The sequence below is a fragment of the Tunturiibacter empetritectus genome, assembly GCF_013410875.1.
GTDB lineage: Bacteria > Acidobacteriota > Terriglobia > Terriglobales > Acidobacteriaceae > Edaphobacter > Edaphobacter empetritectus.
This window is the reverse complement of record NZ_JACCCU010000002.1, coordinates 1,232,441-1,246,142: the sequence shown is the minus strand read 5'-3', so window position 1 is coordinate 1,246,142 and position 13,702 is coordinate 1,232,441. Positions and strand designations below refer to the sequence as shown.

Annotated in this window: 13 protein-coding genes and 1 pseudogene; 5 read left to right on the top strand and 9 right to left on the bottom strand. The window is 52.9% G+C overall.

Annotated elements, in window-relative coordinates; all coding sequences use genetic code 11:
* Window positions 1-124: 124 nt before the first annotated feature.
* A complete protein-coding gene (locus tag HDF08_RS17615; RefSeq protein ID WP_218884756.1) occupies window positions 125-595 on the bottom strand; it encodes a hypothetical protein in 471 nt (156 codons plus the stop codon).
* 133 nt (window positions 596-728) lie between these two features.
* Here HDF08_RS17615 and HDF08_RS22250 point away from each other — a divergent pair, with 133 nt between their 5' ends.
* On the top strand, window positions 729-908 hold the full coding sequence (locus tag HDF08_RS22250; RefSeq protein ID WP_179639872.1) for a YlcI/YnfO family protein: 180 nt from the start codon (window positions 729-731) through the stop codon (window positions 906-908).
* 303 nt (window positions 909-1,211) lie between these two features.
* Here HDF08_RS22250 and HDF08_RS17605 read toward each other — a convergent pair whose 3' ends face one another.
* From HDF08_RS17605 to HDF08_RS17595, 3 genes are all read right to left on the bottom strand, one after another.
* On the bottom strand, window positions 1,212-1,535 hold the full coding sequence (locus HDF08_RS17605) for a hypothetical protein (RefSeq protein WP_179639871.1): 324 nt from the start codon (window positions 1,533-1,535) through the stop codon (window positions 1,212-1,214).
* Between the two features lie 413 nt (window positions 1,536-1,948).
* Complete coding sequence (locus HDF08_RS17600; RefSeq protein ID WP_179639870.1) at window positions 1,949-2,194, bottom strand: hypothetical protein; 246 nt, start codon at window positions 2,192-2,194, stop codon at window positions 1,949-1,951.
* A gap of 749 nt (window positions 2,195-2,943) precedes the next feature.
* Window positions 2,944-3,345 (bottom strand): alpha/beta hydrolase-fold protein, encoded by a 402-nt coding sequence (locus HDF08_RS17595; protein WP_179639869.1) that lies wholly within the window; start codon window positions 3,343-3,345, stop codon window positions 2,944-2,946.
* Window positions 3,346-3,698: 353 nt separating this feature from the next.
* Here HDF08_RS17595 and HDF08_RS17590 point away from each other — a divergent pair, with 353 nt between their 5' ends.
* The gene (locus HDF08_RS17590; RefSeq protein ID WP_257031204.1) at window positions 3,699-4,415 is read left to right on the top strand and encodes a tyrosine-type recombinase/integrase; all 717 of its coding nucleotides are present in this window, start codon (window positions 3,699-3,701) and stop codon (window positions 4,413-4,415) included.
* 586 nt (window positions 4,416-5,001) lie between these two features.
* Here HDF08_RS17590 and HDF08_RS17585 read toward each other — a convergent pair.
* A complete protein-coding gene (locus tag HDF08_RS17585; protein ID WP_179639867.1) occupies window positions 5,002-5,925 on the bottom strand; it encodes a hypothetical protein in 924 nt (307 codons plus the stop codon).
* 308 nt (window positions 5,926-6,233) lie between these two features.
* Here HDF08_RS17585 and HDF08_RS17580 point away from each other — a divergent pair, with 308 nt between their 5' ends.
* From HDF08_RS17580 to HDF08_RS17570, 3 genes are all read left to right on the top strand, one after another.
* The gene (locus HDF08_RS17580; protein ID WP_179639866.1) at window positions 6,234-6,971 is read left to right on the top strand and encodes a hypothetical protein; all 738 of its coding nucleotides are present in this window, start codon (window positions 6,234-6,236) and stop codon (window positions 6,969-6,971) included.
* Between the two features lie 61 nt (window positions 6,972-7,032).
* Complete coding sequence (locus HDF08_RS17575) at window positions 7,033-7,794, top strand: nucleotidyltransferase domain-containing protein (RefSeq protein ID WP_179639865.1); 762 nt, start codon at window positions 7,033-7,035, stop codon at window positions 7,792-7,794.
* Window positions 7,791-8,504 carry a DUF6602 domain-containing protein gene (locus tag HDF08_RS17570; RefSeq protein ID WP_179639864.1) on the top strand — a complete coding sequence of 238 codons (714 nt, stop codon included), beginning with the start codon at window positions 7,791-7,793 and terminating at the stop codon, window positions 8,502-8,504. The genes HDF08_RS17575 and HDF08_RS17570 overlap by 4 nt, the downstream gene beginning before the upstream one ends.
* Before the next feature lie 141 nt (window positions 8,505-8,645).
* On the opposite strand, the gene HDF08_RS17565 is transcribed toward HDF08_RS17570, so the two are convergent.
* The 4 genes and pseudogenes from HDF08_RS17565 to HDF08_RS17550 all read right to left on the bottom strand — a co-directional run bounded on the left by HDF08_RS17565 (window position 8,646) and on the right by HDF08_RS17550 (window position 13,484).
* Complete coding sequence (locus HDF08_RS17565) at window positions 8,646-10,262, bottom strand: RNA-directed DNA polymerase (RefSeq protein ID WP_179639863.1); 1,617 nt, start codon at window positions 10,260-10,262, stop codon at window positions 8,646-8,648.
* 336 nt (window positions 10,263-10,598) lie between these two features.
* Entirely contained in the window at window positions 10,599-11,792 is a 1,194-nt protein-coding gene (locus HDF08_RS17560; RefSeq protein ID WP_179639862.1) for a CGNR zinc finger domain-containing protein, read from the bottom strand.
* A gap of 183 nt (window positions 11,793-11,975) precedes the next feature.
* Window positions 11,976-12,347, bottom strand: coding sequence for a single-stranded DNA-binding protein (locus HDF08_RS17555; protein ID WP_179639861.1), 372 nt, complete (start codon window positions 12,345-12,347; stop codon window positions 11,976-11,978).
* Between the two features lie 370 nt (window positions 12,348-12,717).
* Window positions 12,718-13,484 (bottom strand): annotated as a pseudogene (locus HDF08_RS17550) (RepB family DNA primase).
* Window positions 13,485-13,702: the final 218 nt, after the last annotated feature.

Sequence of the window (13,702 nt, the reverse complement as noted above, 5' to 3'; positions counted from 1 at the left end):
CAGATCGCACCCTGCCTAACGACGACTATGATGGCGGTCGCAGATGCGTATGTGTCAGACAAAACGATTCCCAACAGGCAGATAAAGCAGATCAATTTTCGGATGAAATCCTATCACTGAGACTCTACTCTTCCAACAACTCCTCGATCCGCTCTACCGCCGCCAACCAGCTCGCGTGTTGCTCGTTGCTTAAAGTCTCCAACACTTTCATCACTTCGTTCGGTGCGTCTACAATCTTTAGATATTTGGTGAGCACCACAATGTCGTCGTCAAAACGTTCAAGACTTTCGCGCTGGATTGCCGCTATGCGCTCGAATACGGCTGAGTTATCGTGGACAGGCTCAGAAGATTTGGGAACAACGCGGTTAGTGAAATTTAGGGTATTGACGTCTACATTGAATCGAGTGAGGCTCGTCCCTGGCAATTCTAGATTTACGTGTCGGCCTTCAGCGCGGACACTTGCAGCCTTTCGCTCCGAATCAGATCGCTCAGGAATCACCCTATCACCGATCTGTGGGATTGGTGGTGGTGTAGGTGGCTGGGGTGGTCCTAGCGGCAGGGTTGGATGTTCTGCCTTTTTACGTGCTCTCGCCATGATGCATAGGCTAGCAGACAGTCAACTGTGTCGAACTCGGTTTTGGTTCCCAGTCGATAAACCATCATACTTTTTTGTTGAAAGGGATAAAAGAAAAGCATAATATTCGGTGCTCTCAGGGAGGTTGAGTTCCATGACCCTGGAATATAAACGTCACCCTCAGTTTCCTCTTCGACTCCCGCCTTCGCTGCGACAGAGAGCTACCGAACTTGCACTTGCAGAAGGTGTATCTCTCACCGTTTTTATAAGTCAAGCAGTGACAGAGAAGATAGAACGGATGCAATTCCGTCACCTTGAGGAAAACGATCGATAGCTACGCGACCGTCAAAGTTAGGCTCCCGTCTAGCCATTTTCTTTGGTCGATTTCTGACTTGCATTGGAGTATGTGTTTACGATGGTGTTCTTGTTCGGCCCTCATCGCAGCAAATTCAGCCGGTTCGGTAGTTGACTCATCCGCGTTTGCAATCCTATTTGCCAAGGCTTCGGTTTCGTGTTCCGAAGTGCGAATCTGGTCTACAAGGTCGGCGTGGTTAGGATCAGCCATGTCAGTCTCCACTAAGTTTGAAATTAGGTATTCGCGAAGGTTACCAGGGATGCTTGGGATGCGCTGGCTATCTTACTCCTGAGCTTCAGCCCAACCCTGCTGCCAAGCCTTACTCTTGGAGTCATCATTCTGCCCACCGTTTTGACCACACTCGAAGCCTTTATCGTAGTCAGCAATCTCTTCGTCCGAATGCTTTTTCAGCATGAATGGCTTTGAGTTCAGGCTTTCACCCGGAGCAGCCTCACCGCTGAGACCTCTTTCGCTGTAAGCTTCGTTGCTGTTGCTGTTGCTGTTGCTGTTGCTGTCATCTGGCACTGGCTGTACTCCAGTTACAACTGGATCGCTGACTGTAACAGTGTTCGGTGGTATGAGATCTTGGCTGTCATCTAGCGGCATTGTCTTGTTACACCTCGTTGTGGAATTCCGCAGCACACGATGGCTTTGACGCATCATCCAGTCATTGAGTCGCCTAGTCTTTCGGCCACACTTGGTTCCTGTTGGCAGGTCGTGCATATGGAACGATGTTCGATGTAGGTCGCTCGTGCAGTTGAGACAAGCTTCACTGCGTCAGTCCACCCCTGATGTCGTAACTCTATGCTCACACCCGGCTTACGCATGTTTGCATCTGCTTGTGCCATATGGCTTGTTGCTTCAAAGAGTTTTTTGGCAAGATTCCATCCGACTGGACACGGTGTCTGCACATTGTGAGGTACGGTTTTCGATCATCTGTGGATTGGGATACGAACAAGAAAAGGATCGAGGATCGTCGATCACGCAGGCCTTCGCCAATCCTCGGCAAACCCGAGAATCTAGATTTGCTCTTGCGTCAACTCGATAGCCTGACAGCGGACATCTTTACCTTCATCAACCCATGCGTCTGATGCCGTGCTGCTCAGCTTCTGAATATCGTTATCTGATACGCCAGCTATGCGGGCGGCTGCGGCAAATACGTGTGGATTTATGTGAATGGCCCCTAATGCAGGAGTACCCTTTGCCGAGGTCATTAGTTTCAGATAACCATCTGTGGTCTTTCTGAATGCGAGTCTGTAAATCATCTGGAACTTCTCCAAGAAGAATGCATAGCACGCTGGGATAGAAGAGATGGAGTACAGACATGATCCTTCTCGATCTTTTCAACCTCTACTTCTAACCGGTTCGCAGCTATCGTTTGAAAGCAGCGCATACAAATCGAATTCCAAGTCCCATCCATATTGAGTTTACGAAACGGTGCCGGAGCTAGTTGTGACATCTATTACGACCTCCGATCGGCCACCACAAACGAAATTTTTCAAAGCTTTGGTCGACTAGCAGAAATTGCGAAACATTTATTCATCTAAAGAAAGACCGAAGTTTATCTCTTTCGCTGTCCCAATTCCTAACCTCTCCAACTCACAGCAATCGTAAAACCTCATTACACTTTTCACATTTATCACTATGGTTCACCATCGCGGTATGTGTCCACAGAAGATCATTACGGCTGCTACTTGTTCTGCCGTGACCTAACGTGTTGACACACTCACCAGCTGCCTCCAGGAACCTTCGTGCAAGGTCCATCCCTTCATCACACGCTGGCATGTTCTCGATATCCCAAAGGGTCAGTAGAGCATCACTCTTTACTGGCATATTCCTTTACCTCTTTATCCGTTTGCACACTGTTCTGATGATCGGGAGAGCCATGCTGACGCTCTTTGTGATTGTGATCTAAAGGCACTCGGCGTTTCTCGGAATTCGCTGTGTACGACTTCTAAGCCTGTCGAACTGCTCCCGACTTAATTCAAATCAACAAAGCCTGATCTGCGCTCTTTTAGACTTTGCCTAACCAACTGAATGTCCCGGAACCTGCAGGCCCAGCATTGTCGATTCCGACTACAATCACCGGCTGCACAGCTTTCTTCGCGATCAAATCCGTAAGGGTTTCGTCAACGTGCCACTCATCTGGACACGGCTGTGAGGTGCAGCGGTCACAAAGGAACTGCCCGTCAAAGAGGTAGAGTACTGGGTACCGCTTCAGGGGAACCGCAGAATTGGAATAACCGCTGGGCAGCCACACCCGCAGCAGACGTTGGTCGCCATACACCTTGCTCTCCAACGGAATCATTTCAAGTGTCCCGGTGACGGTGCTTTTGCAGGGCTGCGGCATCAACTCGCTTGCGCTCGTAACAACCGCAATCAAAAGACTAGTGGAAGCAATAAGACGACGAATCATGGCGCCTTTCCCGTAATTTGAACCAGTCAAGCAGACCGAAGGAAGGCAAGTTTCTACGTATCCCGGAGGCCGTAAGTATCTAAAACAATGTACATTGCCACGACAATGTGAATTGTCAGGGGTAAAATCACTTCATGACAACTGCGCTCGTTTTGGTGCCTGTGCCACCTGAAAGTAGGGAGGGGGAGCCCCTCGCCCTCACCCCGGCACAGGTCAGACTGCGGAAGATGGTCCTCGACGCGGTGCCGTCGCCCCATTCTAAGCGCAACTACGGGAAAGCCCTCGACGACCTATTCGCCTTCTGTGCCAGCCGGCCTCTCTCCCGGTCCTTATTAATGGAGTGGCGAGCGGCCATGGAGTCGCTCTCCCCCTCTATTATTAATGTCCGGCTCTCCGCGGTGCGCAAGCTGGTCGAGGAAGCCCGGGGGAACAACCTGATCGGATCGGAGGAGGCGGCCAGCCTGACCGACGTCCCCAACATCCGCCAGAAGGGAACCCGGCAGGGGAACTGGCTGACCCGGGAGCAGGCCAAAGAACTTCTAGCGGTCCCCGATCGCTCCACCCTGAAGGGAAAACGCGACTACGTGATCCTGGCGTTGCTGGTCGGCTGCGCCCTCAGGCGAAATGAGCTGGCCGAGCTCGACGTCGCGACCATCCAGCAAAGGGAAGGGCGCTGGGTCTTGGCCGACCTCGAGGGCAAAGGTCGGCGCATCCGCACCGTCGCCATCCCCATCTGGGTCAAGCAGGGCATCAACGCCTGGATGATCGCGGCCGGCATCGAAGACGGCCGGCTGCTGCGCTCGGTTTCCAAAAGCGGGAAGGTCAACCGTGACACGCTGAGCGACTGGGCAATCTGGTCAATAGTTGAACAGTCATCGAAGCAAATCGGCATCGAGCATTTCGGTGCCCACGACCTGCGTCGAACTTGCGCGAAACTGTGTAGGAAGAACGGCGGCGATCTCGAGCAGATCAAATTCTTGCTTGGCCACTCCTCCATCCAGACGACCGAACGTTATCTCGGGTCGGAGCAAGACATCGAGATCGCGGTGAACGATAACCTGGGACTTTGAAGGCGATATTAGAAACGCGGGTCGTGTGATGGAAAGGTTGGTTCCTGCTCGCCTTCCCGCAGGCCGGCGAGATGAATGGCGAACCTATACTAGTTTTATGAAGAAGGGTCGTCCGCCAGTTCATAGTTGGCGCGAAATGGCGACTGCTTGGATCCATGATCAAGTGCGACGCGAATGGCTGGATGACAACCCACTGGTTGCAGACGAGAGTGGTATCCCCAGGTCTGGAAGATCGGTATCTACGTTGAACTATGTAGAAACTGTGAACATTCTCGTGGATCTATACTGGAGGTTGTCTACTGATCATCGAATATTGCTGGCGCCAGCGGGCAGTAAGATGCAAACAGTAGGCTGTTTCTTGGTGCGGAGTCTTCATCCAGACATTCATATCGAATACCCATGTCCCGAAGGATTTGCACCTGAGTACTCTTCGGGAATCGGAAGCCGATGGCAAGTCGACATGGGTAACCTGCGCGGCTTGACAAATGCTTTAGCGACCATCGAGAGGCGGGAATTCCTTGAACTCTCATTATGAGAGTATTCAAGTGTCTTCTAACGTCGACTGAGCGATGTGAATAGTCCTCGTTTACGGTTCGACAAGAACATCATTGGATAGTATGCGTATCTTCAAAGCCTGTTCCAGCTGAGCCGCCAGTTCTCGGACTTTAGCGACCAAGGCAAGTATGGCGGTGTTGTCCCACAAACCCATTTCACCGGCTTTAGATTTGCCGTTACGATGCACAATGTCATGCCTCTGGAGAACGGCTTTGTACAAAGCGCCAAGATTCTTCGGAAACGTGATATCAAGTGTGTCTTTGTACATGGCGCTCACGGTAGCGAGCCTGTGCCAGATCACCTCTCCGAGTTGGTCGAAAACCAATGTTTCTAGGTTCCTAGCAGTTGCGGCGGCTGCGCTGAGGAGAATCTTATGATCTTTCAACTTAGGGTCTGTCTCGACAAACTTTTGAACGAGCTCCGCGTCGCCCTTTATCTCTTGCCTGAACCTGTCAGCCAGGTAGGTTTCCAAGGCCGTGATCGCATTTGCGAACAGTAGTCGGCGCATGAACTGTTCGCTTTCACCCAATTGTTTTAGCCTTGTCGCTGCCTCGATTTCATCCAGGCTCAGCTCAAGAATGTCGTGAGGAGTCAGGGGCAAAGAGCTGAGGTCAACAACTTCGGCTTCATCCTGTGGAAGAGAATCGGGATTGGCCGACCATTCAAAATTCTGTTCTGTCAGCTCATCGGCGAGCTCATCTAAAGCTGAGTCCTTGGTCGCTCCGGAAAATTCGTCGCGTAGCTCATCTTTCGCGCCGAATGGTCCACCCCAAATCCATTGATATCCACCTTCCGAACTGTCATAGGGTAGGATCAGTGGGTCGCTGTAATGCTTAAAGAACCAGGCACGCATTACTTCCATCTGCTTTTGTTTGCTGAGCTTCCGTAGTGTTCCGATACCGACCGGTGTGCCGTCTTCGAGGTAGTAGGTGCGCCTCACGTGTTTCTCTGCCATTTGGTGTGGTCTCTCGATCTGTAGCTTTGATCGCTATCTGGCGCAAAATTTGAGGCTTTTATGGCGTATCTGCTAGTCGACTAGGCAGCACGAACGTCCCTCAGTTACAGGCAGAGACACTGTGTGCATCCTACTCGATGATGAGCATTGTCGGAACCATTGTCCCACTTGTCAGCCGCACTCAAACGCCGGAAAGTATACCCCCCGGATTCAGATACCGTCCTCAATTTTCGGGATTCGCCGAAAGGTTTTCGCGCCAGGCGCGCTAAAAACTTCGAATAAACGGCCGGCACTTGTAACATCCGGGCATGAGAAAAATTGCAGGTGTTCTGATCGAGCGCTTGGGCCTTATCGCCCTTGCTGCTGCCGCCGCCACCTTATTGCACTACTATAGTGACCTCAGTTTTGCGGCGTCTATCCTGTTAGGCTGCGCTTTCACGATTATCGGCCTATGGCTCTACGCCCTGAAGGAGCTCGCCGCGTTCAAGCCTTATCGCCTCATTTTCGGAGTCAACTACGATGCATTGTGGGAAGATCTGAAGCTAACGCCGGCCGAAGGGCCGAAGTTCGAGAACGTCAGTCTGACGGCGATCAACGCCGCGATTTTTGCCCGTTCCGATCAACGCGCCTATAGCGTGAAGCTAGATTTATACAAGGATATTCCCTGCGGTGCACCTACTTGGAGGACAGGCCCCGGCGAAATCAACGACGGCCCGACCTTTTTCCTGCGGCCGGCGCGAGACGGCTATCAGTTTGGCGCGCATGTGCAACGAGAATGGTGGAAGGCCCACAGCCTGCAGCTCGACCAGGCGCTGCGCGATCGGCAGCTAGCTTATGACAACACTATTGTGCTCAGGTTTTTGCCCTATGGTTTCATGCACGAGCATACACGTCGGTGGAATGAAACTGCGTCCCTCTGGTATGGCTTTGACCGCAAGCAGCGCCGATGGAAGACGCGGCTGCAACAAGAGGGCTGGACCTTCGACGACAATTACCCGACACATATCAATCATCGTTATCTCAGCATCGGTTATTACGATTTATAGCGTACCGCGCTAGTGTCAAGGTTTGCAGTTGTAGATTCCCTTTGGCGTGCGAAGATGAGCTATGACCGCTGACGAATATTTGAATATGCTTCTCGTCCGCGAGGCGGTCAACACCGGTACGACTTCGCCGGTCCTGGCCGTGCAGGCGACCCTGATGCCGATATTTTGGGAATGGGCAGGCAGCCAGCTTTTGGCGGTTCATCCAAGCGGCTCTTTTATGAAAGGCACCGCAATTCTGAGCGGTACGGATATCGATTTATTTATCTCCCTTTCCGAGACGACTAAGGAATCCCTAAAAGAAATTCACGCCCTACTCTTTACCAAGCTGACGCAGGTCGGCTATGCGCCGATGCGGCAAAATGTCTCCCTGAATATCAAGGTCCAGGGCTTTTCGGTCGACCTTGTGCCTGCGAAGCGTCAAAACCCTCTGCTTAACGATCACAGCCTGTATCGCCGCAACGGCGGGGAGTGGACCAAGACGAATGTGGTCACACATATTAATTATGTCCGGGCCGCGAATTGCCAGCAGGAGATACGGATTTTAAAGCTCTGGCGCAATCAAAAGAAGTTGGATTTTCCTTCTTTCTACCTTGAATTGACGGTCATCAAGGCGCTTTCACTTCAGACTGGCTATACGCTGGGGCGGCGAGTGCAAATCGTTTTTGAATATCTGCGAGATACTTTTGCCACGGTTCGCGTCGTCGACCCGGCCAATTCGAACAACTTCATATCGGACGACGTGACCGATGGCGAAAAGCTGAAGATCATCGCGGCCGCCAAAGCGGCGCGTAATGCCGCCAACTGGAATGAGATAGTCAAATGAAATGGTCATTGCCGAAGTTAATGAAGGGTCTTCATGAGCGCGTCGCACAGGATCTAAAAACTGCGCGCGAAACCCTAGGCCATCCGGTCGCGCTTGGTGACGGAAGCCAGGCGGTCTGGCTTTCTCTATTCGAAACGTATTTGCCTGAGCGCTACCGCGCCATGACGGCTACCGTTGTTGACAGTCGCGGCAAGTTCAGCGAACAGATCGACGTTGTTATCTACGACCGTCAATATTCACCGTTGATTTTCACGCATAAGAACGAAACGGTTATACCGGCGGAAGCGGTCTATGCAGTCTTTGAATCGAAGCAGGAAATTACGGGTTCGTACATAAAATACGCTCAGAAAAAGATTGCCAGTGTGAGGAACCTTCAGCGCACCAGTGTCGCAATTCAAACCATAGATGGTCCGCGCAAGAAGGCACTGCAGCCGATACTAGGCGGCTTCCTCGCGTTCGACTGCCGATGGAAAAAGCCAATCGATAAGACCTTATCGCGTGCGCTGACAGCCGATCAGTCGGACGGGCGCCTCGATCTGGGCTGTATTGCCACCTACGGAACTTTTGGATGCACCGCCGCCGGTTGTCTAGTATCGGAGCCGCACGATAAAGCGGCAACGTCATTCCTGCTTGCTTTCATCACGCAGTTGCAGGCATGCGGTACGGTTCCGGCGATCGACATGCAAGCCTACGCACGGTGGCTTGTCTGACGTGCACTTCGGTGGAGCGAGGCCGCGCCGCTTCGACATGCCGGGCCGCACTAAAATCGGACAATCTGATCTGTAGTCCGTGATCTTCACGCGGTGCGCTGCCCACCAGATAATTCTCAACACTCGTGCCGATTTGAATGATTAAATAGGTGTGACTTCCGGCTCATCCTCAATAAACTCTTCAGTCTCGTCTGGGACGTCTCCATCATCGCTATAACCGTAATAACTAGCAGTCGGCGCCAAATTTCCGCCGTAAAATCTGACTCCATGCTTCTGCAAAATGCTAAAAAACTCATCGTTCGCGATGTAGTCAGTTTTGGCTACCGCCCAACCATGCTCGTGTGCTTCATAAGCAAGCAACCAGTGGTCCTCATATAAATGGGTCGCGTTCATACGGCTGCGCCAGAGCGTTAGCTTTGACGTTTGCAAGAAACCTCGTTCAATGAGATCCAGTCCTATTAGGGCGACGATGTCGTCGTCGACAGCCGCTATCTTATCCCCAACGGTTCGCGAGATGAAGACGCCCATCTTCTTCGCAAGCCACAGCGCCCACGAGACCTCGTTTCCTTGTTGAAGTGGCGCGTGATACGAGCAAATACTCTCCAATGCGCTAGTCAAGGCTCCATTATTTTTATGGAATGCTGGATAATGATCGTAAACGTCACCCACAACTGAAAGCATTGTCGGTTCCCCTAGCGCGGCCCTCAGTAGCAAGGATTCGCAGAAGATCCAGTTCTCTTCGGCAAGTTTCGCGCTTAATACTTGTTTCGCAGCGTAGGTCAGTACGTTATCGGTAGGGAAGTTTTTTGCGTGTTCATAGGCGCGGTCGAAGAGACTCAAAAGATCCGTTGCCTGAGGCTGTCCGCTATCGCGTATCACAAGTCCACGAAGGTCGCTCTTCCAGGCTGGCTCGAACCTGTCCGGTAGCGAGATGATCTCCGTCTTAGGATCGTTTATCTCCAGCTCATATTGTTTGGCAACACCGTGAAGAACCGCCAAAGCTGTTTCAGCTTCAGAGATCGACCCAAGATATAAGTTATAGTCATCGATGGATCGCGTGCCCTTGATGTTGGGCAGCTTTTTTTGAAGTTCGAGGTCGAGAGCAGTACCGATTATTTCTCCGATGATAAATGAGGTGTCAGGTCCGATCGGGATTCCGCCAGTTTGTTTGTCTTGGGACTCTCGCGTCCATAAATCGATTCGATTTCCGAATAGTGCGTACTTCTTATCCGCTCTTGCGGCGGCTTTGCCATGTAGAGCCCAGGGAATGCTGTGAGTGTAGATCGATGGATAAAAACGCGCGATGTCCGTCTTGAGCAGAAAGCGAGCTCCTACCGATCTCTGAGCTCTGAAAAATGGCTGTTTGTTGAGGTCATTCTGCGACTCTACTGCTCTATCTGTACCCAGCACGGGCATGCTTAACGACAAAGGAGATTGCCGGCAGAATTTGTAAATATCCTTCCAATCGTGTGCAATCTGTGCCGCGGCCATCAATTGATGAAGCGGATTCGGAATCGACAGTGACCTGCGCAGGTGTTTGCGCTTCGGCACAGAATGCGTAACGCATCGACTCCGCAATTTGTTAGCTTGCTTTGCAAGCATTCCTAACATGATGGGACGGATGTGTTTCATCATGTCAGGCAACGCGACGGTTATCCCTAAGGCATTAACCGGCGGAATTATGCGGTCAGGAAAGTACCCATTTGTCATCAGATCATGGATGATCAATTTACCGGAAGCTGCGAGCGTGAGAGCCATATAGGGGCAGCTGAATCATACTAGGAACTCTTTCAAGAACCGGTAATTCAGAAGGCCTCCAAGCTCAACGTATCCTAACAACAAACGGTGGGTGAGTCTTTCTCATCCGCATTCGTTAGAAAAGCGACTAGGTGACGACTCGGATTCATTGGGGCTTGCGAGTGCGACCAGGATAGTGAATGTGGATTTCGCTGCGCATTAGAACGTAGATTAGGGCAGCAGCTGCGCCGGCAGGCCAGCCATAATCGGAAATCAAGCTTGCCAAGACCGTCATTATTGTTTCCTCCAAAGACAAATTCGAACCTAAGGTGCTGGCCCGGGACGCCGATGCCTCCCCTACCCCCCCGGATAGGCTTCTTTGTAGTGCTTGGCCTGCGCCCGGCGGGCGCGTTCAGGATCGTTCTCCCGCCATCGCCGACTTTTGGCGCGGCTGCGACAACCCTCGCTGCAGTACCGCCGACTCGACGTGGTGCGGTCGAAGACCGCGCTGCACTCAGCACACGCGCCACGGCCCTTCGCTGACAAGTCACATTCCCACATTGCGGGCCCTCGTTCCGCGACGAGTGCAAACAACTCGTCCAAGCGGTATTTTTCATAAAGTGCCTTATAGGCCTCTGGCGAGGGGTTGTTCAGCAATTCCAGACCATTTTCGGTCAGATTGAAGTCGGGCGTCCGCAGCGGGAAAATTTTGCCTTCGTTCCGTGTTCCCTTGAAGCGCTCCAAGGTGGAACGCCAGTTGATATTTCGAAATGTGGTTTCGGTGAAGTTTTTGGTTTCCCAGCCATAAAAAGAGACTTCAATACTGTAGCCCTGCTCAATTTGGGCCTTGAAGGGTTGCGCCATCCAAAGGCGTGACATTTCATCGCTAAATCTGATCTCGTGAAGAGCCTTTCGCCAACCTTGGTGTTGTTGAGGCTTAAGATCAGCATCCAATCGCGTCGCAAAATAGTCTCGTGTCCGTAGCCATTCGGCATGTTGCTTCCGGGCGTCCGCCTTGTGTGCCTCTAGCTGCTCGGCTGGTACAGGGCAAAAGCCGTCGTCCATCCGGATGATGTCGTTTGCAAAAAACTCGGTCATCTCGCGCGTGCGTCGCTGCCAGTTTTCGTAATCGTCAACTTCCATGCTGTCGTAAGCGAAATCATCGACGGAAAGTATCTCGAGAAATTCATTCCATTCACTAAAGATGTGCTGCAGCTCGGCATCGCTGTAATGGCCGGTCGCCTGCAGTTTTTTTGCCAGCCGAGCTTGCTGCTCGGTATAGAGCAAGAAGCCTTCACAGCCGGCGCCGTCTTTCCAGCGCCGCAACAGCTTGCCGTCGATCATCGCGTCCAGCTCGGACCGAATTATCCCATGCGACTCGACGGCATTAGCTAACCAGTCGTCCTGCAGTTCGCCACAGATTTGAGGATCGAAGAGCCGGAATTGCAAAGGCGTCTCCATGTCGAAGCCTGGCGCAGGAATCGGGTGAAAGGGATTGATCCGCTCGGCTTCCTGCGTATCGCTCATCTGGGTGGAATCCAAAATAGCCATGATTAGACAATAGGCCTACTCGGACCCTACGCAAACGGTCTTCAAATGACCGCTCCTTCGAAGTGACAACTCGGAAGCTATCGAGTTCGCCTTCTCGAGGAGTGGCAATCGCCGATTCACTTAGCGACGCTGAACGGAGATGAGTGGATAAGGTCTCGCGACCTCATCCACTCTAGCCGGCGACTATTCGTCGTCGGCTCCATCTGAAGGATCATCAGCGGCCTCGAACTTCGAGAGCCGCTTCATGCTGACGGCGTGGATCTCCGCGATCCGGTGCTTGAAGGTGGTCCCTTTGACCTCATCCTCTACCTCGCGATACCGGAGAATGCCTTCCAGGGTGACGAGCTGCCCCTTCTGGAGGGTCTTGGCGAACTTCGAGAGATTCCTCCAGGCAAAGACGCGATGCCATTCGGTGCGGGTTTCGTACTCGCCTTTGTCGTTCTTCCAGCTTTCCTGAGTTGCGATGTTGAGGGTGACGTACTCTTTGTTGTTCTGAGCGGTTTTGGCTTCTGCGTTCTGCCCGAGGCGGCCGATGAGGATAACTTTGTTGAACATGGTGTTTAGCTCCGGTTCTTTTGGTTTGTCCGCTGTCTGCGGTACATGCTTGCCCAACGGGTGTGCCGTCGCGACCCCCTCCCTCGGCGACTGAATAGAATCTGTGGAAGGGGACCACAGCTTGCCTGGGGGCAGGAGTCCGCACCTCACGGAGGCGCGCAGCGGATTCTGGGAAGGAGAGCGTGCGTCCGAAGGGCGGGGGTGTCTTGAGCGCGGCACGCTGAACGCAGATAGAAAGGCAAACCGGAAAGGGAGCCTCCCTGTTCGACGGCTTTCCCTCATGGCGCGAGTCGCAAAAGCCAGCTCAGAAACTAGAAGTGTCATCCACAAACGGGAGGAAAAATGACAAGGGCAAATGCAGCATCGATGCTCATCGCTCGGCCCATCTTCTCGCCTTCTCCATGGTTCTCCGGATGTAGGCAGCTCGCTTGGAAAGGCTGGGATCGCGGGAGAGGTAATCGTCTTCAAGGGCACATCCGATCCGGTCCTCGGTCATGCCATTGGCAAAAGCGGCGACACAGAAAGCGATGTCGGCGGCGGCGGGACGATCCTGGTACCTGGTTGAGCTTCGGAATCGCTCAAGAGACAAGTTCGATAACCTCGGTCCCCTTCGGGGAGAAATAGAACTTTGCAGACGCTTTGCCTCGTGTTCCTGCTCGCGGACCTGGTAGAGCGTCCTTATCTCCTGCTCGAAGGCCTCCGCCATTGGGTACTGCTGTCCGCTGTGGCTGAGCAGGCGCACGAAAGGGTAGAGGCCGTCAGACTTTCTGTATTTCGGTTTGCAGTGGTGAATCCGGGAAGCCGACCAAACCGCCTCCAGTCCGCCGCGCTGGGGTCGGCGTCGTACCGCTCGGCCAATGTCTGCGCGGCAAAGGTTCCGAGGAGCTTCGGAAACGTTCTCGGGTGCTTGAGCCAGGCTTGAAAGTTGCCGGCGCTGGTCTCGACAACAGCGCATGGGTTGAAACCATCCGCCGCGAGCCTCGCAAGCGAGGTCTCGTGGAGATCGTCGAGGGTGGTGAAACGATGCTCCCCGGATGGGCGTATGTAGATGTGCGAGCCGTGGGCATTGCGGTACTTGAGCAGAGAAAGCCTGTCGAGGACCGCCGCGGCCGAGATGCCATCGAGTCCTGGAAGCATTCCACGCTCACTGAGGACACCGACATCGTAGAGAGGTGCCTCGATAGCCGTGAGCAAATTGCGAACTGTGGATTTTGTTCTATTCATCGACGTCATCCTTGAAATTTGTTTCGCCGTGGGAGGGGAGCGGGGAGGGAAAGGCCCCGCCGCCCGCGTTGCGTGGGCGAAGTTCATACCATCTACCCTCTAAGCGAGATGAGAAGGACACTTTTTGACAG